Below are 21222 nucleotides of genomic sequence, written 5' to 3' on the forward strand. Positions count from 1 at the left end.
TCATGGATATTCTTTCCAATCTTGCGATGGGCTTTGAAATCGCCGCATCGCCCTATACGCTGCTGCTGGCGGTGATCGGCTGTTTCGTCGGCACGATCATCGGCGCGCTGCCGGGGCTTGGGCCGTCGAACGGCGTCGCACTGCTGATCCCGATTTCCTTTTCGATGGGGCTGGACGCGATCTCGGCGCTGGTGCTGCTGACCTCGGTCTATTACGGCGCGATGTATGGCGGGCGCATCAGTTCGATCCTGCTGAACATTCCGGGCGACGAACCCGCGATGATGACAACGCTGGACGGCTATCCCATGGCCAAGCAGGGCCGCGCCGCCGAGGCGCTGGTCGTGTCGGGCGTGGCGTCTTTCGTGGGGGCATTTGCGGCGACAATCGGGTTGATGATTTTCGCCCCATATCTGGCGCGCGTTGCATTCAAATTTGGTCCGGCTGAATATTTTGCGCTGTACATGCTGGCCTTCTGCACGCTTGGCGGGATTGGGTCCAACAATCAGGCGAAATCGGCGCTGGCCGCCGCGATCGGTCTGGCCATTGCGATGATCGGGCTGGACAAGACCACCGGCATGCCGCGTTTCACCTTTGGTGAACTGCATCTGATGGACGGGGTCGATTTCCTTGTCGCCATCGTCGGCCTGTTCGCTGTTGCCGAGGTGTTCTTCTTTATCGAGACCCATGGCAAGGACAGCGCCATCGGCGTCAAGCTGGGCAAGATACTGGTGCCATGGAAGATGCTGCGCCAGACCAGCGGCGCCATGGCGCGCGGCACCGGGATCGGGTTTGTGTCAGGTGTGCTTCCCGGCGCGGGTGCATCGCTGGGGTCGTTCCTTGCCTATATGGCTGAAAAATCCGCCTCGCGTGACAAGGCCAGTTTCGGCACGGGAAATCCTGCGGGGGTTGCGGCGCCAGAGGCGGGCAACAATGCGGCGGCAGGCGGTGCGTTGGTGCCGATGCTGACATTGGGGGTGCCCGGTTCCGGCACGACGGCGGTGCTTCTGGCATTGTTGCTGACGCTGAACATCACGCCCGGACCATTGTTGTTCACCGAACGCCCTGAAGTCGTATGGTCGCTGATCGCGGCTCTGCTGATCGCCAATATCGTATTGCTGTTGATGAATGTGCCGATGATCAAGATCTTCGTGCATATTCTGTCGGTGCCGGCATGGATCCTTTTGCCCGGCGTCACGATGGTCGCTTTTGTCGGCATCTATTCGTTGACCGGGTCCAGCTTTGACATGCTGATGATGGTTGGTTTCGGTGTTCTTGGATATGTGATGCGCAAGCTGAGCATACCGACGGTGCCGGTGATCCTTGGCATCCTGCTGGGCAATGCAATGGAAGACAACCTGCGCCGCGCCATGGTGTTGTCGAACGGCGACTGGACCTTTCTTTTCAGTTCGCCTATCGCGATAGGGCTGTGGATCGCTGCCATTCTGGGCTTTGTCGCGCCGATTTTCCTTCGTGGGCTGCTGAAAAAGCCGGCCTTGCCCGACAATGATCCAACAACGATCGAGGATTGACATGCCGACTCGTGTATTGGTGCCTTCGGGCGTCCTGGGACTGGGCTTCGACCGCACCGCGCTGGCGCGCGGTGTGGCCATGCGCCCGGACATCATCTGCATCGACGGAGGGTCCACCGACAGTGGCCCCTTCAGCCTTGGGGCGGGACAATCGAAATATTCCCGCGCCGCTACCAAATCGGAATGGCGCAGCCTGATGCAGGCCCGCGCCGAACTGGGCGTGCCGCTGGTCATCGGTACCGCCGGCACCTGCGGAACCGACAGCACCGTCGACTGGATGTATGACATCACGGTCGAACTGGCGGCAGAACTGGGCCAGTCGCTGAAGATCGCGCGGCTGTATTGCAGCCAACCGGTCGCGCGGATCGCGACCGCCGTGCAACAGGGGCAGGTCACGCCGCTGACGCCCGCGCCGGAACTGGATCTGTCGAACCTGTCGAACATCGTCGCCCTTGCCGGGGCCGAACATATTCAGGCCGCGCTGAACACAGGTGCCGATATCGTCATCGCCGGTCGCACCACCGACACCGCCACCATCGCCGCTTTGCCGCTGGCACGCGGCGATGCCGTGGGCGGTGCCTGGCATGGTGCCAAGATCGCGGAATGCGGGGCGCTTTGTTCGACGAACCCGACCTCGGGCGTGATCATGGTCGATTTCGACGCCGACGGCTTCACGGTCGAGCCGATGGCCGAAACCGCCGCCTGCACCCCCCATTCGGTCAGCGCGCATATGCTGTATGAAAATTCGGACCCGTTCCGCCTGTATGAACCGGGCGGGCATCTGGACGTGACCGACGCGCGCTATACCGCGCTGGACGCCCGCTGCGTGCGGGTCGAGGGATCGCGCTGGATTCCCGGCACCTATACCGTCAAGCTGGAGGGGGCGCGGATCGGCGGCTATCAGACCACGATCATGGCGATCCTGCGCAACGCCCATTACGCAAGGAATGCGCAGGCATGGGTCGATCGGCTGACCGGTTTCCTGACCGGCGAGATCGAAAGCCGCATGGGGCTGACCACCGCCGATTACACGCTGGAATTCCGGCTGATCGGGGTGAATGGCGCATTGGGTGATCTGGAAAACCGCAGCGGCGATCCGGTCGAGGTCGGCGTTCTGGGCATCATCACCGCCCGCAGCCAGGACGAAGCCGCCGAGATCGGCAAGCTGATCAATCCCTTCGTGCTGCATTACCCGCTGACCGATGACGAGGAACTGCCGACCTTCGCCTTTCCCTATTCGCCCGCGACCACCAATCGTGGCGCGCTTTATGAATTCGCGCTGAACCATGTGCTGCATCTGGACGACCCGATGTCGGCCTTTCGCATTGAACTCAGCCAGACAGACGCAAAGGTTCCGGCATGAAACTGGGCGATACGGTTCTGAAGGTCAGATCCAAGAATGCAGGCCCGTTCTGGGTCACCATCGACATCTTCTGCGACAAGCCCGATGTCTACCGGATGGTGCGCGACCGGCTGTCCAACGCCGCCGTCGCGGGGCTTTACAAGGTGCCCGAACAGATCCTGAAACGGTTCGACATCGAGGATCTGCGCGTCATCAAGTTCAGCGTCCCCCGCCCGGTCGTGCAGGGTTCGGCGGCGGATCGTGACATGCATGGCGCCCAATACGCGGCTTTGCTGGAAGAACATGAACTCGATTAACCGACGCATTCTGACTTTCGTTCTGGCGGGGGCCGGGGCCGCGATCTTCCTGCTTTTGAAGTTGCCCCTGCCTTTGTTGCTGGGGCCGATGCTGGCTTGTCTGATCGCGGCGCTTGCAGGTGCGCCGCTGATGGGGGCAGGGGCGCTGTCCACCTTCATGCGCACCTTCCTGGGGGTTGCGGTGGGCGCTTCGATCACGCCAGAGGTGCTGATCCGCATGCCCGATATTGCCGCCTCTCTCGTCTTTGTGCCGGTGTTCATTCTGGTCATCGCGGCGGTCGGTTATCCCTTGTTCCGACGCGCGTTCGGTTTTGACCATCCGACGGCGTGGTATGCGGCAATGCCCGGCGGCTTGCAGGATATGCTGGTCTTCGGGGAAGAGGCCGGCGGTGATATTCGCGCCCTGTCCTTGATTCATGCAACACGGGTTTTGGTGATCGTCACGGTCGCGCCCCTGATCATGCAGACATTCTGGGGCGTCGATCTGTCCCAGCCTCCGGGTGAATCCATGCGTGCAACCGACGCAGCCGAGATCCTTGTCATGGTGGCGGCCGGGTTCTTTGGCTGGAAAATCGCGGAAAGGGCGGGCCTGTTCGGGGCATCTATTCTTGGTCCGATGATCCTGACCACGATCCTTTCGCTGACTGGCGTGATCCAGCATCGTCCGCCCGCGGAAATCATCCAGGCATCGCAGTTCTTCATCGGAATTGCGGTTGGCGTCAAATATGTCGGCATTACCGCGCGTGAATTGCGGATCGATGTGACGGCGGGTTTGGTCTATGCGATCTTTCTGGCGATTATCAGCGTGGTTTTCATTGAAATCATCATGCATCTGGGGTTGGCCCCGCCGCTGGACGCGTTTCTGGCCTATCTGCCCGGCGGTCAGGCCGAGATGGTCATCATTGCCATCATCGCGGGGGCCGATCTGGCATATGTGGTCAGCCACCACTTGTTGCGCATCGTGATTGTGATCACCCTGGCACCGATTGTCGCCAAGGTGATGTCCCGCCGGGGGTAAGGCCGCCGGCGGGCATGGTATCGGGCCTGATCGCGGCGTTGGATCACCTGACCCCGAACATCAGAATTCCGAAACAAGGACCAGTGACACGGTTCGCCCCGGCTCTTTCAGCACACCGACCGATTCATATTCGTGGCCATAGGTGGCGCGATCGGCGTAATCCGTGTCGAACAGATTTTGCACCTCGGCGCGAATGGTCAGGTTATCGTGCCGGGGTGGGGTATATTCGGCAAAGACATTCAGAACCGTATAGGCATCCAGATCGTTTTCGGCACCCTCCGGCATATCATAATCCAGAGCCGCATCGATCCAACCGCCGACACGCAACCCGTCCCATGCGGTTTGCTGTTCGACCTCCAATGCAAGAACCGTTCCCAGAGGCGCGCCAAAGTCCAGCGCCTCATAGCTGGCCGAATCCTGCCCATTCACTGAAATGTCGCTGTGAGACAGGGTGAAACGCGCGGATCCGGTGTTCCAGCCATATTGCGCGCCAAGGTTGAACCCTTTGCTTTCAAAGTCGAAATTCTGATCTCCGCTGCGGGCATTGTCGATCCGGGTCAGGAACAGGTCGCCACCAATCACCAGATCGCCCTGAACCCAGTCAAAGCCCAACGTGGCGTTTTCGGCGCGCGCTGGTTCCAGATCGTCATATTGCCAGCTGGGGACGTAGGTATAATTATCTTCGATATCGATGCCGCCAAAGACCGAGGATACGCCGCCGCGCAGGGTCAGTTGGTCGGTCATCGCATAACTTAGCGAGACATTTCCAGAGAGGCCGGAATTGGTCTGGTCGCTTCCGTCCAGACCTTCGAAATTCTGCCGATCCGCGCGCAGGCCCGCCGATATGCGCGTGCGATCGTCCAGATCCATCCGCGCCTGTGCGAACACCCCGATATTTTGCGACTGCTCTTCGAAGTGGTCGCCATATAGCGGGCTGCGGTATTCACCAAAGCGGTCTTGCCAGTCAAGTCCGGCAACAACGGTATTCTGACCACCGAAGCTGAAGGTGTTTTGCACCGTTGCGGACCATGTCCCCGACGTGCCGTTGCTGTCCCAGGGATCCGGGACAACGATATCGCTTTCGGAATATCCGACATGGATTTCGGGGTCCCACATCCCGTCCGCCTGGGTGTTTTCGTAGTGGAACGAATAGCTGTCGCGTGTGGTGTCATACCGGCGAAGGTTGTTGTTATCACCGAAGAAATCGCCAAAATTTGCGCGAAACTGACGCAGGGCATCATCGCGCAACCGCTGTCCCGACAATTCGAAGCGATGGCCTGTATCCGCTTCATAGGCGATCTTGGCCAAACCGCTGTTCAGGTCAGCTGCCGTGCCTCTCATGACGGTGCCATCGCCGCTTTCGTAATCATTTCCCGTCGCGCGCTTGCCATAGGCCAGCCACGAAAAACCCTGAGCCTGTCCCGCTAATGTCAGCGCGGCCTGAGCTGTGTCGCCGTTATCCGCATATGACAGCCGCAGATTTCCCCCGAACATGTCGTCAGCACCAAGGATGTCTTCCGGATCAATGGTTTCAAAGACCACCGAACCGGCCAATGCATAAGGTCCGGCATCCGCGGGCGAGATCGTTGCGTCCGCGCGAACCTGTTTCAGAAGGCCGGGGTCAATCGCATTTGCCGTAACATGGTGAAAGGCCCGGTTGTTCTGCGCCGTGCCGTCAATGGTCACGCCGAGATTCAGCATATCAACGCCGTTTACATAGATCTTCTGGGTCAGAGGCAAGGCGCCGCCGACCGACACCGACGCGATGCCCGAAAAGACATCCTTCAGATCGCCGGTCCGTGCCTGTTCCAGTTCCAGACCCGACACATACATGCTGGTCGCGCGGTCGGCGGCCCCGAAATAGGGATCATTCGCCTCAAGAAAGATCGGGTCGAGCTGATAGACTTTTTCCTGCGCGCCTGCGGCTGTCGCCCCGGCAAGGGCGATGGCCGTCGACGCATAGAAGCGCGCAATGTGCCGTGAACGGGCAGCTGAATGAGACATGGGGCAACCTTTTTCCTGAATGCCGATCACTCGGCTGTGATTAATCCGAGTAAAACATTCAGGATATTAAATCAACGCCCCGGAAAGCTGTCTCTTTCGACAGCTGCTTAGACCTGAGATGCGCCGCGATCTGTGGCAGGTACAGTGACGCGCTCTGTCGTTTTACATCACCGCACCGATTTGCCAGGGAACGAATTCGTGGTCGCCCAGACCTTGGGCTTCGGATTTCGAAGCTTCGCCCGAGGCGACCCGCAGGATCATGTCATAGATCTCGCGTCCGACCTCTTCGATCGACGCGCGATCGGTCAGAATCCGCCCGGCATTTACATCCATGTCATCGGTCTGGCGAAGATAGGTTTCGGTATTGGAGGATACCTTGATCGAGGGGGAGGGCTTGGCCCCGAAGGCGGACCCGCGTCCTGTCGTGAACACAACGATATTGCAGCCCGACGCAATCTGCCCGGTGACCGATGCGGGGTCATAGCCGGGACTGTCCATGAAGACAAAGCCGCGTTCGCGGATCTGTTCGCCGTATTTATAGACGGCATTCAACGGGGTCGTGCCGCCCTTGGCTGCAGCGCCAAGTGATTTCTCTAGGATCGTGGTCAGGCCGCCCTTCTTGTTGCCGGGGCTTGGATTATTGTTCATCGATCCGTGATTGCGTGCGGTATAGTCCTGCCACCAGTCAATCAGCGTCAACAGCTTTTGGCCGACCTCGGGGGTGCGGGCGCGCGCGGTCAGCAAATGTTCTGCCCCATAGATTTCCGGTGTCTCGGCAAGCACACCGGTGCCGCCCTGCGCGACCAGAAGATCACAGGCATGGCCCAATGCCGGATTCGCGGTCATGCCCGACCAGGCATCCGATCCGCCACATTGCAATGCGACGGTCAGTTCGCTGACGGGGCAGGGTTCGCGCCGCGCCTCGTTGACGAGGTGCAGCATTTCTTCGACCATGCGAATGCCCGCGGCGACGGTTTTTTGAACACCGCCCATATCCTGAATATTCATATGCTTGAACAACGGGCCAACCTGCATCCCATGCGCTTCGACAAGCCAGTCGATCTGGTTGATTTCACAACCCAGCCCCGCCATCAGGACGCCACCGACATTCGGATTGCGGGCATAGCCCCACAACACACGCTGCAACGCCTCGAAACCCTCGCCTGACGCCGCCATGCCGCAGCCGGTCCCGTGGCTGAATGCGGCCACGCCATCGACATTGGGATATTGGGCCAGCCGTTCGGGCGTGAAATGCTGTGCAATCAGATGCGCGGCGGTTGCCGAGCAATTGACCGAAGTCAGAACGGCTATGTAGTTGCGCGTTCCAACGCGGCCATTGGCGCGCCGATAACCCATGAAACTGTCGGGTTCCGTCGCGGGTGCCGCAGGGTGCAGGTTCGACGAGAATTCGTAGTCCATGCCGATGTCGCGAAATTCGAGATTATGGACATGGACATGTTGTCCGGCTGCAATATCCTCGCTGGCGTAGCCGATGAGCTGCGCGTATTTGCGCACCGCCTCGCCCTTGGAAATGGCGCAGGTCGCGATTTTGTGGCCCCGCGGGATCATGTCCAGCGTGATTATATCCTCGACGCTCGAACCCTGCCGGATTTCGGCGACGGCGGTCACAACATTATCCGCGGATGAAAGTCGAATGGTTTGCATGCGGTGCCTCATACATGGGTGCCACCCTGCAAGGGGCAGTTCACAAAGTTAAAACAAGATTTGGGTCGCGCCGCGATATTTGGTGTCGCGGCGGACATCAGCCGGGAAAGGCCTCGTCCAGAGAATCCATCACGGCCTGCAGGTGTTGACGCATTTCCGATTGCGCGGCCTCGCCATCCTGACGGCGGATTGCATCCAGAATACGCATATGGTCATAGACCGCGCGGGTGCGGGCCTCGTCTACGCGGACACGCTTTTGTAGCTCGGGCCAGAGCTGTCCTTTTTCGCGCATCTTCCACATTTGAATGATCGTGTTTTCGATCAGTTGATTTCCGCAGGCCGCGGCAATCAACAGGTGAAAATCACGATCGCCGATTTCGGTTCGAAAACCATCTTCATGCTCTTTAAGCATTTGGATGATTGTCGTTTCCATTTTGCGGGGCAGATCGTCCGGGCGCCGTTGCGCGGCCAGGTAGGCCGCGTAGGGTTCGATCGCCAGGCGCGCCTCCAATTGTTCAAAAGGTCCGTATTCCCCATCAAAGCCGATGGTCATCAGGTTTTGTGTCGGCGCCGCGCTGACGAATGCCCCCGCATTCTTGCGCACAGTCACCACGCCGGTCACCTCTAGCGCGACAAGTGCCTCGCGAAGCGTAGGGCGGCTTACACCCAATTCGGCGACCAGTTCGGCCTCGCTTGGCAGTTTTGCTCCGGGCGCCAGGCCGCGCGCCCGGATAAGCGATGCGATTCGTTGCGCTACTTCTGCAAAAAGGCGTTCTGTCGTCATGTTTTCTGTGTCCGGGCCGCCGGGCTGGCTGCAACTTTCAGGCAATCTAGCATTAGATTGACAGACAATCAAGAAACTTGGCTATGCGCAGCATCTTCCAGACTGGAGGAGTATGTTGCCATATATTGCTGCGATATTTGTGATACCTAGAATGCTTGAACAGATTTGGTGCGAGCGATTGTTTGCCAATTTATAGATTGACAGGCAATAATTTCAGGAATAGGTCGCTGCCAACGGATTGATTGGCAATGCGCGTCGCGCTTGCGGGCCGCTGGCATCAGGGGGCAAGAATTGAAAGCACTTATCTATCACGGGGCGCGTGATGTCCGGGTTGAGGATGTCGCCCACCGCCACGATCCCGCCAAGGTCGGATTGCGTCTTCGGTATTGCGGAGTATGCGGCACCGATATTGGCATTTTCTCTGGCAAGCATCCCAGGGCTGCTGCGCCGCTGGTCATTGGTCATGAATTTGTGGGGACCGTTTGCGATCCCTTGCCCGAAGGTCGATTTTCAACCGGGGATCGTGTGGTTGCCTATCCGCTGATTAGCTGTGGGAACTGCTATCCATGCCGAAATGGCAGCCCTCATGTCTGTCAGACCTTGCGTCTGATCGGTATCGATTGCGACGGCGGCATGGCCGAACATGTCGATGTCCCCGAGGCCGATCTGTTCGCCATTCCCGCCGCCCTGAGCGATGAGGTCGCCGCCCTGATCGAGCCTTTGGCGGTGGTGGTTCATTCGCTTTACAAGGCGGAATTTCAGCCTTTCGACAGTTGCCTGATCATGGGTGCGGGGCCGATCGGGTTGCTGACGGCAATCGTTGCGCGTCATGCGGGGGCAGGGCGCTTGTTGATTTCGGATATTGACGAAGCGCGCCTGTCGATCTGTCGCGAGCTTGGCTTCGAGACCGTCAATGTGGCCAGGGAATCCCTTGCCGAACGCGTGGCGCAGGTCACGAATGGTGATGGGATGGGCCTGATTTTCGAATGCTCGGGCGTGGCAAGTGCGGCGATCGAGATGAGCGAACTTGCGCGTGTCGGCGGCACCATCTGTGTGACCGCTACCCATAAAGACGCCCATCCGGTGCGACTGATAGACGTCAATTTCAAGGAATTGCGTGTCATCGGATGCCGCGTTTACACGAAAGAAGACTATGCACGCAGTATCGATCTGGCGGTCGAGTTGCAGGACGAGCTGCGTAGCATCATCACCCAGATCGTTCCGCTATCCGAGGCCGGCAAGGTCTTTGACATGATCGCGGACCCATCTCTGACAACCGTCAAGATTCTTGTGGATTGCTCATGACCGTTTCAATTGACCTGACCGGCCGCAAGGCCATCGTGACCGGTGCCACGCGTGGCCTGGGCCAAAGCATGGCCGAAGCCCTGATGCAGGCCGGAGCCGAGGTCGTGATCACCGGCACGAGCAATTCGGTGCAAGACAGCGCATGCAAGCATAGTGAGGCCGGGTATCTTTGCCACGGGGTTCAGGCTGATTTTTCCGATGCCTCCGGTGCGACGACGATTTTCGATGCTGCGTTGGACAAGCTGGGTGGCCGCGTCGACATTCTTGTTACGGCGGCAGGCATTCAGCGCCGTGCACCGGCCGAGGAATTTCCGCTCGATGACTGGGCCGCCGTGCTTCAGGTCAATCTGACCTCCGTCTTTCAGCTGTGCCAGCTGGCCGGCCAGAAGATGCTTGAGCAGGGCGGGGGCAAGATCATCAATGTGGCGTCACTGTTGTCATTTTTCGGGGGTTTCACGGTGCCTGCCTATGCGGCCAGCAAGGGTGGCGTGGCGCAGCTGACCAAAGCCCTGTCAAATGAATGGGCGGGACGCGGCATCAATGTCAACGCGATCGCCCCCGGATATATGGCGACCGAGATGAACACTGCGCTGCTGAACGATGCGGGTCGCAATGCCGAGATATCGGCACGCATCCCCGCCGGTCGTTGGGGACAGGGCGAGGATATGAAAGGGGCGACGCTGTTTCTGGCGTCGAACCTGTCTGATTATGTCAACGGCGCGATTATTCCGGTCGATGGCGGGTATCTCAGCAAATGACCGGAGAAGTTATGAAGATTGTCATTTCCGATCTCGATCACGTCGATCACGAGATTGAAACCCAGACTTTGCATGCCGCCGGTTTTCAGTTCGAAAAGTTGGACTGCAAGACTGAAGATGATTTGATCCAGCAATTGAAAGGCGTATCGGTCGTCATCAACCAATATGCCCCCTTTACCCGGCGGGTTTTCGAGGCGCTGCCGGATCTGCGTGCGGTCGTGCGCTATGGGGTCGGGGTCAATCATATCGATTTGCAGGCTGCGGCGGATGCCGGCGTGCATGTCAGCAATGTGCCCGATTACGGCATGAACGAGGTGTCGGATCACGCAGTCGCCCTGGCTCTGGCCCTGGTGCGCAAGCTGGTGCCGATGAACAACGACACACATGCAGGCGGTTGGGATTACCAGCATGCAATTCCGATACGCCGGACGTCATGCATGGTCGCCGGGGTCATCGGATTGGGCCGGATTGGCCGTCTTTATGCGCAAAAAATGCATGCGATGGGCTATCGCGTCATCGGTGCCGATCCGGCCATGCGCGAGACCGGCGGGCTTGAATTTGTCGAAATGGTGACGCTGGACGATGTGGTGACACAATCGGATATCATCGCGCTGTTCTGTCCGTTGAACGACGAGACGCGCCATATCATCGATGCTGCGGCTATCGCGCGGATGAAGTCTGGTGCCTGTGTCGTCAATACCGCGCGCGGCGGCCTGATTGACGAAACCGCGCTTGCCGCCGCCCTGAATTCTGGTGCGCTTGGCGGGGCGGGTATCGATGTCTGCGCAACCGAGCCCTTGCAGCAAGCCAGCCCGCTGCGCGGGATCGCCAACTGCATCCTGACGCCGCATATGGCCTGGTATTCAGAAGAAGCCGGTGACGAGTTGAAGCGCAAGGTCGCGGAAGAGGCGATCCGATTTATGCGCGGCGAGGCCCTGCATTGGGATCTCAGCGCGGCGTTGCGGCGCTGTTTGGCCTGAATTCCGTGCCTCCTTGCGCTCGGACATGAGGGCAGGGGGCACCCGACGCATCAAAACCTCTGGAGGAGAAACAATGAAATTTGCTTGTATCGTCGCTGGCGCGATTGCCGCCACCGCTCTGGCCGGACCCGCACTTGCTGCCCCGGTTCACATTGCCGTCGGCTTTGGCCCGGTCATGGATACCCCATATGGACAGGGGCACGCCGAATGGAAGCGCCTGCTGGAAGAACGTTCCGATGGCGAGATGATTCTTGATCTGTATCCTTCGGACCAGCTGGGGAATGGCAAGCAAATGCTTGACCAGATGCTGCTGGGTGAGCAGGTCTGTTTCTCGACCGATGCTGCGCCGTTTGCGGATACAGGTGTTCCGGATATGGGGATTGCACAGGTCGGGTTCATGTTCCGTGACTGGGACGAAGCCGATCGCCTGTTCGCAAGCGATCTTTGGGCCGGTCTGGAAGATCAACTTGCCGACAAGGGTATCAAGATCGTTGCGCGCAACTGGCGCTATGGTGCACGCCAGACACTGACCACCACCAAGGTCGAACATCCCGCCGATCTGGAAGGCCTGAAAATCCGGGTTCCGCAGGCAACCGTGTTCGTGAAAAGCTTTGAACATCTGGGTGCGGCGGCGACACCCATGGCACTTGGCGAGGTGTATACCTCGTTGCAACAGGGTGTGATTGACGGGCTGGAAAACCCGCTGGCGGTCATTGACGGCGGCAAGTATCAGGAAGCTGCGAAATACCTGTTGATCGACAACCATATGCGGACCGTCAACCTGATGGGTTGTTCGACATCGCTTTGGGACAGCCTGACGCCTGAACAACAGCAGTTGCTTGTGGATACGGCTGAAGAAGCGGGTGTCTACCAGAACAAGCTGGTCGAAGAAAGCGACGCGGCAGTGATCGAGAAGTTCAAATCCGAGGGCGTCACCGTGACCGAGGCGGATTATGACGAATTCGCCGAAGCGATCCAGCCGATCTTTCAGGATCCGGCATTCTCCAACTGGACACCCGGTTTGCATGACGAAGTGCTGCGCATCATAGGGCGCGAATAAGTTTGATCGGGGCTGCCGGAACCGGTGGCCCCGCGATCCCAGCTGGCTGCGATGCGCGGCCTATATGGCAAGGTTGATGAAATGGGCAGCAAACTTCGCGCGGCATTGGATAGGATCGATTTCGCGATCGCCTATCTTGCGACAATCGGCATCGTCGGCGTAACGATCCTGGGAATCGTGATGCGTTATGTAGTCGGCGCGCCTTTGACCTGGCTGGAAGAGGTGCAGATGATGCTGATCGTCTGGCTGGTCATGTTCGGCGGCAGTGCCGCGTTCCGGTTGAACCAGCATGTCGCCATCGATGCGGTCGTGGACACCTTGCCTCATGTCTTGCAGCGGCTTGCCCAATGGGTCGTTGCGGTGGTGGTTCTGGTGTCGCTTGGGTTTCTTGTCTACGCGGGATCGAAATTCGTGTCCTTTCAGTTTGGTGCCGCGCGCGTCACGGATGTGCTGGGGATTCCTTATGGGTGGATCTATCTCGCGCTTCCGGCCGGAGGCGGAATGATGATGATTTCGTATTTCCTCACGACAGTCCTGCCGATGTTTTCAGGCGCGACAGAGCCTTTGGACGGAGAGCGGCATGTCTGATATTGTCACGCTCGCGCTGGTGGTGCTGTTCATTTCGTTGATGATCCGCGTCCCGGTTTTCATTGCGATCCTGGCTGGCACCGGGGTCTATTTCCTGGCCTCGGGCTCGGTATCCCCGACATTGATCGCGCAGCGGTTTTCATCGGGCATGGAAAGCGTGCCATTGCTGGCGGTGCCGTTCTTTGTTTGCGCCGGGGTGTTCATGAACCATTCCGGCATCACAGGCCGGCTGATGGATCTGTGCGTTGCCTTGACGGCGCGGATCTGGGGCGGGTTGGCGCAGGTCAATATCCTGCTTTCCACGCTGATGGGCGGGTTGTCGGGGTCCAGCCTTGCCGATGCCGCGATGGTCTCGAAAATGCTCGTTCCGGAAATGGAACGGCGCCGCATGTCCAAGGCCTTTGCGACATCGGTCACGGCCTTCAGCTCGACCATTACTCCATTGATTCCGCCCGGGATCGGCATGATCATCTATGGTTCGACCGCGAATGTCTCGATCGGCCAACTGTTCATGGGCGGCATTTCGGTTGGCTTCTTGATGTGCGTGTCGATGATGTTCATGACCGCGCGCATCGCACGGCGCCGTGGATATGCCCCGATGGCAACCGAAGCGGATTACGAACCCGTGCCGTTGAGGCAGGCCTTCTTGCGCTCGGCGTTGCCGCTTTGCCTGCCGGTGCTGGTCATGGGCGGGATTCGCATCGGCGCATTTACCCCGACCGAGGCTGGCGCGGTGGCCGTTATCTATGCGCTGTTCCTGGGCCTGATCTATCAAGAACTGACTTTCGCAAAAATTCGGCTTTGCCTGCGTGAGACCGTTCTGACCACAGCATCGGTGATGCTGATCGTCGGCGCGGCTTCGGCACTGGCGTGGATCCTGACGCGCGAACGAATTCCCCAGAACCTGACGACCTGGATGGTCGAGGTGGTTTCCAACAAGTATTTCTTCCTGCTGATCGTGAATGTTTTTCTGCTTTGCGTCGGCATGTTCATCGAAGGCAACGCGGCCATGATCGTGCTTGTGCCGTTGTTGGTGCCGATCGCCCGCGCCTTTGGAATAGATGACATTCATTTCGCGTTTGTGGTGATTTTCAACCTGGCAATGGGGGGGATCACGCCGCCAATGGGCACATTGATGTTCGTGTCCTGCGGGATCACGGGATGCAAGATCCGCGACTTTCTGCGCGAAAGCGCGCCGTTCTTCGCGCAAATGACGATCTGTCTGTTGCTGATCACCTTTGTCCCGCAGGTTTCGATCCTGCTGGTGGATATTTTCTATCGTTGATGGTCGCACCTGCGTGGCGCCATATTTGAGGATCCGATGACCAAACCCGAACTTGTCGCCATTGATTGGGGCAGCACCAGCTTTCGCATGTGGCTGATTGGCCCCGATGGCGAAATATTGGCCGAACGGCGCAGTGCCGAAGGTATGATCCATTGCAACCGGACCGGCTTTGCCGATGTGTTGTTGTCGCATTTGCAGGCGTTGAATGTCGCACCGGATGTGCCGGTGATTGCCTGCGGCATGGTGGGCGCGCGACAAGGCTGGGTCGAAGCGCCTTACCTCGATACCGGTGTTCCGCTGGATCAGTTGACGCAACATGTGGCGCGGGCCGATTTTTCCCGCAACCCGGTGACGATCCTGCCAGGTGTGGCGCAGCGTGGCATCGGCGCGCCCGATGTGATCCGGGGCGAAGAGACTCAGGCGATGGGCCTTGTCGATCAGGGCGAGGCGGTTGTCGTCATGCCCGGAACACACAGCAAATGGGTCGAGCTGAAGGATCGGGCCATTCACCGGTTTTCCACCTATATGACGGGCGAACTGTTCGCGATCATCTCGGCGCATTCGACGGTCGCGCCGTCATTGGAGGCCGATCATGTGATTTCCGAATCCGATCCGGGCTTTGTCCAGGGGCTTGAAATGGCATTGGACGATCCGTCGAATGCCCTCGAAACGCTTTTTTCATTGCGTGCAGGGGTGCTGTTGCAAGAGTTGGCCCCTGATGCCGCCAAGGGAAAATTGTCGGGCCTTTTGATCGGGGCCGAGCTGGCGATGGCGCGGCGTCGCTATCACGATGTTGATGTGCATCTGGTGGCGTCGGGCAAGGCGGCAGCCCTTTACGGGGCTGCGCTTGAAATGGCCGGAATGGCTTATCGCCGCCAAGACGCGGAAACGCTGTCGCGGCAAGGGTTGATCTATGCTGCAAAGAATCTGGAGTTGCTGAATGACAAATCGTACGCCCCTGCCTGAACTGCGCCGCCCGCTTGTCGCCATCTTGCGCGGGCTGCGCCCCGAAGAAGCGCAAGGACATATCGGAGTTCTGGTCGATGCCGGTTTCGAGGCTGTCGAAGTGCCGCTGAACTCGCCCGAACCATTTGACAGCATCGCCACTGCGGTTGATGCATTCGGCGCGCAGGCATTGATTGGTGCCGGAACCGTTCTGGACCCTCGTGATGTTGACCGGCTTGCCGATCTGGGGGCGAAACTGATCGTCACACCCAATCCGAACGCGGCAGTTATCGCGTCGGCTTGCGGGCATGGCATGGTCAGCATTCCGGGTGTATTCACCCCCGGAGAGGCCCTCTCTGCGTGGCAAGCAGGGGCGTCGGCATTGAAATTCTTTCCTGCCGGCGTGCTTGGCCCCGAAGGGATCGCCGCGATCCGCGCAATCCTGCCCGCCGAAGCCCCGGTGGCCGCGGTTGGGGGCGCGTCTGAAGACAATTTCGCGCAATATATTGCGAAAGGCATCAGCATCTTTGGCTTGGGCAGTTCGCTCTACAAACCGGGGATGGGTCGGGATGAGTTGAAACAACGCGCGCTTGGCATCATCGCGGCATATGATAACGCGATGCAAGCGGTTCGCGCTGCTTGAGCGATTGTCTGTCGAGACCTGTTTCAACTGAAAGAAGAAGTATGGCGGGCCATTGCCCGACGAGATGCGCCGGCTGACGCTGCTCGCGGACGAGAATTCGCGGCTCCAGAAGATTGTTGCGGACCTGACGCCGGCGCGCGAAATGCTTCAAGATGTCATCCGGCGAAAGCTCTGAAGCCGGAAAGGTCGTGTGACCACCAGCTTGTGCCCACCCTCGTCTGCATTCCGGAAAACTCTGACGACGGACATGATGATGTAACGTAGATCTCACTCGACCCAAATATTGCTAGCTCCGACTGGCGTGCAGCCCGACCAACCGCGACAGCAGGATCACGGTGTAGAGTGTCCCACCGATAGCTTCGAAGGCGACGAAGGACTGAGCGTAGAAGCCAACCGGCGTGATGTCACCATACCCTAACGTGGTCAGCGTCACGTAGCTGAAATAAACCATCTGTTGCCAGTCGACTGACGCGCCGGAACTCGCCACGAAAGACCCCGGCGCGCACCATTCAATCAGGGCCAGGAGGGCGGCAAAGCCCGATCCGATCACGAGATAGAGCGAGGTCGCGGAGATCAGCACATCGGTCATCACCGTTTTGGCCCCGAATGTGTAACGCGCCAGTACGATGGCCATCCCGAGGTGATAGGCAATGGAGGTCAGGTAGACGGCTAGGGCTGCGCTGTTTGAGGCGGCGAAGGAGTTCAGGAGACCTGCGATAAATACGGCAAACCCTGCGCCTCCAACGAGGTTGCGCAGCATCTGGTTGTTCGTCAGAGCCCAGGTTGCCACCACAAAGATCGCTGCGTAGAAGCCGTAGAACAGCGCGGGCCAAATCCCGCCAGCCGCCGACAGCGGGTAGGTCAGGTTATGGATCAGGATTGCCGCCAGAAAGCCGAAATTGGCGACAACCTTGTTCTGGGCCGTGGGGAACGCCAGCATCTCAGATCGCCTTCCGGTGACCTAGTGCCGCCATCGTCACCATGATCAGCAGGATACCTGCGCCAAGCCATAGCCCTTCGAGATGCAGTCTCAGCGCCAACCACCCCCAGCCTGCAAGGGCCGCCACCACCAGAAGGTAGAGCCCGCGAAACCGTGCCGCCGTGACCCGGTGAAAGATCGCGCAGCCAAGCAGAAACAGCGATGGCCCGGCGAAGGCGATGATCGCAGTCTCGGTATGGATCGCGTCATGGGGATGGGCCACGATCATCTCGATGGCGACGGCGGTCACGATGGCACCGCAGACCGCGACCCCATGCGCATAGGCCAGGCCCGCCCGCGCGAGGCTGGTTTGATCGGTCTCATGTTCGAAGCGATGCTCGCCCGGTTCGGAGAGATCGACGAAGTAAATCCACCATAGTGTCACGATCATGAGGAAGCCGATCAGTGCAGCGATGCCCGTGTCCGGGTGGATTTCATGGCTGACCAGATAGCCCCCCAACAGCAGGATGGATTCCCCAAGCGCAATGATAAAGATCAACTGGTTGCGCTCGAAGAGATGCAGTCCTTTCAGCGGCCAGCTCGACATTGGGGTCGAGCCCTTGCCGGGCAACCAGAATCCCAGATAAGGCGCGGCGTAATCGATCAGAACGGCAATGATCCAAAGCTCCAGGCGTGCGGGTGCGATGAAGGCGCCCAAAATCCAGAAAAGGCCGGAAAACCCACTCCATGCGCCAAGCTGGGCATAGTTGCGCCCCATCACCTGACCGCGAAACACAAAAGCCATATAGCCCGCCCGAATCATGGCCATGGCGACATAGGCAAAGGCGAACAACCAAGAGCGTTCGCCAAAGGCCTGTGGCGCGGCCACCGCCATCATGAGCGCGCACCCCATTAGGACAATCATCAATCCGCGTCCGCTGGGATGATCCGGGTTGACCCAGTTCGCCGCCCATGCCGTGTAGTTCCATGCCCACCAGACAGCGGCAAACAACGTCACATATTCCAGCGCTCCTAACCAACTCGCATGTTCAAGGAGGTAATGAGAAAGCTGGATGATGGTGAAGACATAAACGAGATCGAAGAACAGCTCCATCGTCGTGACGCGAGGTGTGTCTTCGGGGCGTAGGTCACGCAGAGCGCGTGTTGGAACAAGGCTGTGCAATAGGTTGGACATGAATGCTTCCTGTTGAATTTTCCTGACTATCCCTGAAATCCGCCAGTATTCAAATACCAGGTTTCTTCCGGGGTCAGCGCGCGTTCGAAGATCGGTTGCCTGTGGGGAAACCGGCCGAAGCGAGCGATGATGTCACGATGGCGTTTGGCCCGGTGAAGTCCCGAGGGCAGATAGCGACGATGCAGCGCGACCGATTGGTCCTGATCCTCCAGTGCTTCAGAATGCGCGAAAGGCAAAAGCATGAAAAGGCAGAGATCCCGCGGCACTCGGTCGATGAAGCCTTGCCGCCAGGCATGGCGCGCCACGGACAGGGCCTGAGGATCTGCGTGATACATATCTCTGGTGCCGCGGAACGCATTGCGCGGATAATGATCCAGCAGGATCAACAGGGCGAGACAGCCCTCTGGCGTGTTTTGCCAATCCGCCAGTTCGCCCGCCATAGCGGCCCCATGCAGGGGAGCGAAGCCGGTGCGAAAGGCGACGTCGAAAGCGGGCGATTGGGAGAACCAGTTTTCCGCAGCGTCTTGCCACCAGACAAGTGTCTCACGGATGCGCGGGTTCGTCATGCTGATCGCCGTGAAACGAACCAGGCGACAGCGCAAGGGATGCCGAAGACGACAACGAAGATTGGCAATTCGTCGGATACGGAATATCCGGCGTGGGTCACCCCGATCCAAAGATTTATTGCGGAAGCTATCACCCAGAGTATTGCGTAGACAGGAAACGCCCGGCGCAGGGACGCGCTGTGCCAGAGTGCCATGGCATAGGTGATCGCCAGCAGGACAAAGCCGCCAAGGATCACGAGAACAGTATGCATACAGAAACCTCTGTGGTGGGCGGAACTTCGATTTGAAAGGTGACGAGGCGCCGTTCGGCCCCGCCACCCCGGGTGCTACTCGTAAACCAAGACCATTTAATCGCCCTGACGTCTTACTTGGTCGTATAGCCGCCATTGACGAGGATGGTCTGGCCCGTCATCCACCATCCGCCCGAAACCATGAAGGTGATCCAGGGCACGATATCCTCGATGTCGGTTAGACCGGTCTTCGAGAAAGGCGACAGCGCGGCGGCACTCTTGTGATATTCGACCGCTTCTTTTTCCTCCGCCGGGTAAAAGAATGGCGTATCCATTGGGCCCGGCCCGATTGCGGTGACCGAAATGCCCCGTTCACCCAATTCCTTCGACGCTGCGCGGGTAAAATGCTCTACCGGGGCCTTCAGGCCCTCATAAGCCGCGTAGAAGGGTGTGTAGGCCCCCAGCAGCGAGGTTACGATGGTGCAGACTTTTCCGTTGTCATTGACGTGCTTGCCGGCCTCTTTCAGGAAGAAAAAGGCAGATTTGACGTTGACCGCACAGGACTGATCGAAAATCTTTTCGCTCACCTCTGCCATCGGTTTCTTCACCACCATGCCGACGGTATTGATCGCGATGTCGGGGCGGCCGACGGCAGCGACCGTATCCGCGAACAATGTCTCCATCGCCGAGGCCGAGGTCAGGTCCGCCTGAAAGGCTATCGCTTCGGCCCCTGCCGATTTGATTGCCGCGATGGTTTCTTCCGCCGCCGCCTTGGTTGCGTCGCTGTTATAGTGGATGGCGACAGCTTTCGCGCCGGATCTGGCGAACTCGCGTGCCAGAAGCCCGCCCAGGTTCTTCGCGCCCCCGGCGATCAGAACCACTTTTCCTTCAATGCTGTTTCTCGACATCTTATGTCCTCTCCACTTTGCGTGCCCCGTTTGAAACGATGGCTTGCAGAGTAGATGGCATGTTTATCGATCCAGATAATCAGGGGTATCTTGACAGCATTCGACAGAAATGTCGAACAATGGGCATGGATCGAATTCGACAGATGCAGGTGTTCATTCAAGTCGTGGAAAGCGGGAACTTTACCCGTGCAGCCGAGGCCCTTGGGATGCCACGTTCGACTGTATCCAGCACAGTGCAGGTGCTGGAGGACAGACTTGGTGTACAGCTCCTTCAACGTACGACCCGGGTGGTCCGACCGACGCTGGAAGGGCTGCAATTTGCTGACACTGCCCGTGATCTGATCGATGCGTTCGGGCAGGCCGAAGGTCAGTTTCGGTTGCAGTCCGATGATGTTTCAGGACGTCTTCGGATCGATATGCCAAGTCGGATCGCCCGGCGCCTTGTTATCCCGCACCTGAAGGACTTTCGCGCTCGATACCCGGCAGTGACGCTGGAGATCAGCGCAACTGACCGGATGATCGATCTGGTCTCGGAAGGGATCGACGCGGTTGTGCGTCTGGCCGTTCTGGAGGATAGCGAACTGATCTGTCGCAAGATCGGTGATGTGCCGATGCTGACCTGCGCCGGGGCGGGGTATCTGGCAGCATTCGGTGTGCCAAAAACGCCCGACGATCTTGCTCGACATCATCTGGTTAACTACGCGCTGCGGATGCCTGCCCTCTCGTCGGAATGGGACGGGATCGAAAATGGTCGTGAAATAAACTGCGCCATGCAAAGCCATCTTTGCGTCGACAACGCGGAAAGCTATGTTGCGGGGGCACTACACGGTCATGGGCTGATCCAGGTTCCCGTCTATGACGTCGCGGATGACATCGCCGCTGGCCGACTGGTCGAGGTGTTGGCCGAGTTCCGGCCCCTGCCTGTGCCGATTTCGATCCTCTATGCGCGCAGGCGCCATCTCGCCCCTCGGCTCAGGGCGTTTATGGATTGGCTGGAAGAGTTGCTACAAGCCCAAGGAGTTGTCGCAGACGTGCGGAACGACTGAAATCGACTCAAGGACGGCGCAGTGAACCGCGCCGGGTTTTTCCGGAGGCTGATTTTGACTAGTTACGCGGCCATGTTCTCAGTTTCCAGAGCCGCGTAGAAGTTGGCCTCTGCCTCGGCTGGCGGGATGTTCCCG

The 21222-nt window shown here is 58.9% G+C and carries 21 protein-coding genes and 1 pseudogene; 14 read left to right on the top strand and 8 right to left on the bottom strand.

Going from position 1 to position 21222, the window contains the following annotated elements; genetic code table 11:
• Window positions 1–2: 2 nt before the first annotated feature.
• From PAF17_RS12765 to PAF17_RS12780, 4 genes are read left to right on the top strand one after another with little or no spacing between them, the layout of a single operon-like run.
• Complete coding sequence (locus PAF17_RS12765) at window positions 3–1529, top strand: tripartite tricarboxylate transporter permease (protein WP_271889490.1); 1527 nt, start codon at window positions 3–5, stop codon at window positions 1527–1529.
• A 1-nt stretch (window position 1530) separates the two neighbouring features.
• A complete protein-coding gene (locus PAF17_RS12770) occupies window positions 1531–2892 on the top strand; it encodes an acyclic terpene utilization AtuA family protein (RefSeq protein ID WP_271889491.1) in 1362 nt (453 codons plus the stop codon).
• Window positions 2889–3188, top strand: a complete 300-nt coding sequence (locus PAF17_RS12775; protein ID WP_271889492.1) for a DUF4387 domain-containing protein — start codon at window positions 2889–2891, stop codon at window positions 3186–3188. Before PAF17_RS12770 ends, PAF17_RS12775 begins: the two co-directional genes overlap by 4 nt.
• Window positions 3175–4206, top strand: a complete 1032-nt coding sequence (locus tag PAF17_RS12780; RefSeq protein ID WP_271889493.1) for an AbrB family transcriptional regulator — start codon at window positions 3175–3177, stop codon at window positions 4204–4206. The genes PAF17_RS12775 and PAF17_RS12780 overlap by 14 nt, the downstream gene beginning before the upstream one ends.
• Before the next feature lie 60 nt (window positions 4207–4266).
• Here the strand turns inward: PAF17_RS12780 and PAF17_RS12785 are convergent, their stop codons facing one another.
• The 3 genes from PAF17_RS12785 to PAF17_RS12795 all read right to left on the bottom strand — a co-directional run bounded on the left by PAF17_RS12785 (window position 4267) and on the right by PAF17_RS12795 (window position 8659).
• Entirely contained in the window at window positions 4267–6210 is a 1944-nt protein-coding gene (locus PAF17_RS12785; protein ID WP_271889494.1) for a TonB-dependent receptor plug domain-containing protein, read from the bottom strand.
• Window positions 6211–6372: 162 nt separating this feature from the next.
• The gene (locus tag PAF17_RS12790; RefSeq protein ID WP_271889495.1) at window positions 6373–7875 is read right to left on the bottom strand and encodes a UxaA family hydrolase; all 1503 of its coding nucleotides are present in this window, start codon (window positions 7873–7875) and stop codon (window positions 6373–6375) included.
• A gap of 97 nt (window positions 7876–7972) precedes the next feature.
• Window positions 7973–8659 carry a FadR/GntR family transcriptional regulator gene (locus tag PAF17_RS12795; protein WP_271889496.1) on the bottom strand — a complete coding sequence of 229 codons (687 nt, stop codon included), beginning with the start codon at window positions 8657–8659 and terminating at the stop codon, window positions 7973–7975.
• Between the two features lie 291 nt (window positions 8660–8950).
• Between PAF17_RS12795 and PAF17_RS12800 the strand changes: the two genes are divergently transcribed.
• From PAF17_RS12800 to PAF17_RS12840, 9 genes and pseudogenes are all read left to right on the top strand, one after another.
• Complete coding sequence (locus tag PAF17_RS12800; RefSeq protein ID WP_271889497.1) at window positions 8951–9964, top strand: zinc-dependent alcohol dehydrogenase; 1014 nt, start codon at window positions 8951–8953, stop codon at window positions 9962–9964.
• The gene (locus PAF17_RS12805) at window positions 9961–10722 is read left to right on the top strand and encodes an SDR family oxidoreductase (protein ID WP_271889498.1); all 762 of its coding nucleotides are present in this window, start codon (window positions 9961–9963) and stop codon (window positions 10720–10722) included. Before PAF17_RS12800 ends, PAF17_RS12805 begins: the two co-directional genes overlap by 4 nt.
• A gap of 11 nt (window positions 10723–10733) precedes the next feature.
• A complete protein-coding gene (locus PAF17_RS12810) occupies window positions 10734–11702 on the top strand; it encodes a C-terminal binding protein (RefSeq protein WP_271889499.1) in 969 nt (322 codons plus the stop codon).
• A gap of 73 nt (window positions 11703–11775) precedes the next feature.
• On the top strand, window positions 11776–12762 hold the full coding sequence (locus PAF17_RS12815; RefSeq protein WP_271889500.1) for a C4-dicarboxylate TRAP transporter substrate-binding protein: 987 nt from the start codon (window positions 11776–11778) through the stop codon (window positions 12760–12762).
• Between the two features lie 81 nt (window positions 12763–12843).
• Entirely contained in the window at window positions 12844–13350 is a 507-nt protein-coding gene (locus PAF17_RS12820; RefSeq protein WP_271889501.1) for a TRAP transporter small permease, read from the top strand.
• Complete coding sequence (locus PAF17_RS12825; protein WP_271889502.1) at window positions 13343–14635, top strand: TRAP transporter large permease; 1293 nt, start codon at window positions 13343–13345, stop codon at window positions 14633–14635. Before PAF17_RS12820 ends, PAF17_RS12825 begins: the two co-directional genes overlap by 8 nt.
• 36 nt (window positions 14636–14671) lie before the next feature.
• Entirely contained in the window at window positions 14672–15601 is a 930-nt protein-coding gene (locus PAF17_RS12830) for a 2-dehydro-3-deoxygalactonokinase (RefSeq protein ID WP_271889503.1), read from the top strand.
• Window positions 15576–16223 (top strand): 2-dehydro-3-deoxy-6-phosphogalactonate aldolase, encoded by a 648-nt coding sequence (locus tag PAF17_RS12835; protein WP_271889504.1) that lies wholly within the window; start codon window positions 15576–15578, stop codon window positions 16221–16223. The genes PAF17_RS12830 and PAF17_RS12835 overlap by 26 nt, the downstream gene beginning before the upstream one ends.
• 31 nt (window positions 16224–16254) lie before the next feature.
• A pseudogene (locus tag PAF17_RS12840) lies at window positions 16255–16392 on the top strand (IS3 family transposase); the annotation flags it as partial.
• 117 nt (window positions 16393–16509) lie between these two features.
• Here PAF17_RS12840 and PAF17_RS12845 read toward each other — a convergent pair.
• The 5 genes from PAF17_RS12845 to PAF17_RS12865 all read right to left on the bottom strand — a co-directional run bounded on the left by PAF17_RS12845 (window position 16510) and on the right by PAF17_RS12865 (window position 20041).
• Window positions 16510–17163 carry a potassium channel family protein gene (locus PAF17_RS12845; RefSeq protein ID WP_271889505.1) on the bottom strand — a complete coding sequence of 218 codons (654 nt, stop codon included), beginning with the start codon at window positions 17161–17163 and terminating at the stop codon, window positions 16510–16512.
• Between the two features lies 1 nt (window position 17164).
• Window positions 17165–18337 carry a low temperature requirement protein A gene (locus tag PAF17_RS12850; protein WP_271889506.1) on the bottom strand — a complete coding sequence of 391 codons (1173 nt, stop codon included), beginning with the start codon at window positions 18335–18337 and terminating at the stop codon, window positions 17165–17167.
• A 26-nt stretch (window positions 18338–18363) separates the two neighbouring features.
• Entirely contained in the window at window positions 18364–18903 is a 540-nt protein-coding gene (locus PAF17_RS12855) for a DUF924 family protein (RefSeq protein WP_271889507.1), read from the bottom strand.
• Window positions 18900–19154 carry a hypothetical protein gene (locus tag PAF17_RS12860; protein WP_271889508.1) on the bottom strand — a complete coding sequence of 85 codons (255 nt, stop codon included), beginning with the start codon at window positions 19152–19154 and terminating at the stop codon, window positions 18900–18902. The genes PAF17_RS12855 and PAF17_RS12860 overlap by 4 nt, the downstream gene beginning before the upstream one ends.
• Window positions 19155–19267: 113 nt before the next feature.
• The gene (locus PAF17_RS12865; RefSeq protein ID WP_271889509.1) at window positions 19268–20041 is read right to left on the bottom strand and encodes an SDR family oxidoreductase; all 774 of its coding nucleotides are present in this window, start codon (window positions 20039–20041) and stop codon (window positions 19268–19270) included.
• Window positions 20042–20184: 143 nt separating this feature from the next.
• On the opposite strand from PAF17_RS12865, the gene PAF17_RS12870 reads away from it, so the two are divergent.
• Window positions 20185–21087 (top strand): LysR family transcriptional regulator, encoded by a 903-nt coding sequence (locus PAF17_RS12870; RefSeq protein ID WP_271889510.1) that lies wholly within the window; start codon window positions 20185–20187, stop codon window positions 21085–21087.
• The last annotated feature ends 135 nt before the right edge of the window (window positions 21088–21222 follow it).

This window comes from Paracoccus onchidii (assembly GCF_028294535.1).
Lineage (GTDB): Bacteria > Pseudomonadota > Alphaproteobacteria > Rhodobacterales > Rhodobacteraceae > Paracoccus > Paracoccus onchidii.

What these genes read in the sequence shown, in the direction of transcription:
- PAF17_RS12805 (WP_271889498.1), top strand. Translation starts at nt 9,961, where the DNA reads ATGACCGTTTCAATTGACCTGACCGGCCGCAAGGCCATCGTGACCGGT.
- PAF17_RS12815 (WP_271889500.1), top strand. Translation starts at nt 11,776, where the DNA reads ATGAAATTTGCTTGTATCGTCGCTGGCGCGATTGCCGCCACCGCTCTG.
- PAF17_RS12865 (WP_271889509.1), bottom strand. Translation starts at nt 20,041, where the DNA reads ATGTCGAGAAACAGCATTGAAGGAAAAGTGGTTCTGATCGCCGGGGGC.
- PAF17_RS12825 (WP_271889502.1), top strand. Translation starts at nt 13,343, where the DNA reads ATGTCTGATATTGTCACGCTCGCGCTGGTGGTGCTGTTCATTTCGTTG.
- PAF17_RS12770 (WP_271889491.1), top strand. Translation starts at nt 1,531, where the DNA reads ATGCCGACTCGTGTATTGGTGCCTTCGGGCGTCCTGGGACTGGGCTTC.
- PAF17_RS12855 (WP_271889507.1), bottom strand. Translation starts at nt 18,903, where the DNA reads ATGACGAACCCGCGCATCCGTGAGACACTTGTCTGGTGGCAAGACGCT.
- PAF17_RS12850 (WP_271889506.1), bottom strand. Translation starts at nt 18,337, where the DNA reads ATGTCCAACCTATTGCACAGCCTTGTTCCAACACGCGCTCTGCGTGAC.
- PAF17_RS12835 (WP_271889504.1), top strand. Translation starts at nt 15,576, where the DNA reads ATGACAAATCGTACGCCCCTGCCTGAACTGCGCCGCCCGCTTGTCGCC.
- PAF17_RS12860 (WP_271889508.1), bottom strand. Translation starts at nt 19,154, where the DNA reads ATGCATACTGTTCTCGTGATCCTTGGCGGCTTTGTCCTGCTGGCGATC.
- PAF17_RS12795 (WP_271889496.1), bottom strand. Translation starts at nt 8,659, where the DNA reads ATGACGACAGAACGCCTTTTTGCAGAAGTAGCGCAACGAATCGCATCG.
- PAF17_RS12820 (WP_271889501.1), top strand. Translation starts at nt 12,844, where the DNA reads ATGGGCAGCAAACTTCGCGCGGCATTGGATAGGATCGATTTCGCGATC.
- PAF17_RS12870 (WP_271889510.1), top strand. Translation starts at nt 20,185, where the DNA reads ATGCAGGTGTTCATTCAAGTCGTGGAAAGCGGGAACTTTACCCGTGCA.
- PAF17_RS12780 (WP_271889493.1), top strand. Translation starts at nt 3,175, where the DNA reads ATGAACTCGATTAACCGACGCATTCTGACTTTCGTTCTGGCGGGGGCC.
- PAF17_RS12775 (WP_271889492.1), top strand. Translation starts at nt 2,889, where the DNA reads ATGAAACTGGGCGATACGGTTCTGAAGGTCAGATCCAAGAATGCAGGC.
- PAF17_RS12810 (WP_271889499.1), top strand. Translation starts at nt 10,734, where the DNA reads ATGAAGATTGTCATTTCCGATCTCGATCACGTCGATCACGAGATTGAA.
- PAF17_RS12790 (WP_271889495.1), bottom strand. Translation starts at nt 7,875, where the DNA reads ATGCAAACCATTCGACTTTCATCCGCGGATAATGTTGTGACCGCCGTC.
- PAF17_RS12830 (WP_271889503.1), top strand. Translation starts at nt 14,672, where the DNA reads ATGACCAAACCCGAACTTGTCGCCATTGATTGGGGCAGCACCAGCTTT.
- PAF17_RS12845 (WP_271889505.1), bottom strand. Translation starts at nt 17,163, where the DNA reads ATGCTGGCGTTCCCCACGGCCCAGAACAAGGTTGTCGCCAATTTCGGC.
- PAF17_RS12785 (WP_271889494.1), bottom strand. Translation starts at nt 6,210, where the DNA reads ATGTCTCATTCAGCTGCCCGTTCACGGCACATTGCGCGCTTCTATGCG.
- PAF17_RS12765 (WP_271889490.1), top strand. Translation starts at nt 3, where the DNA reads ATGGATATTCTTTCCAATCTTGCGATGGGCTTTGAAATCGCCGCATCG.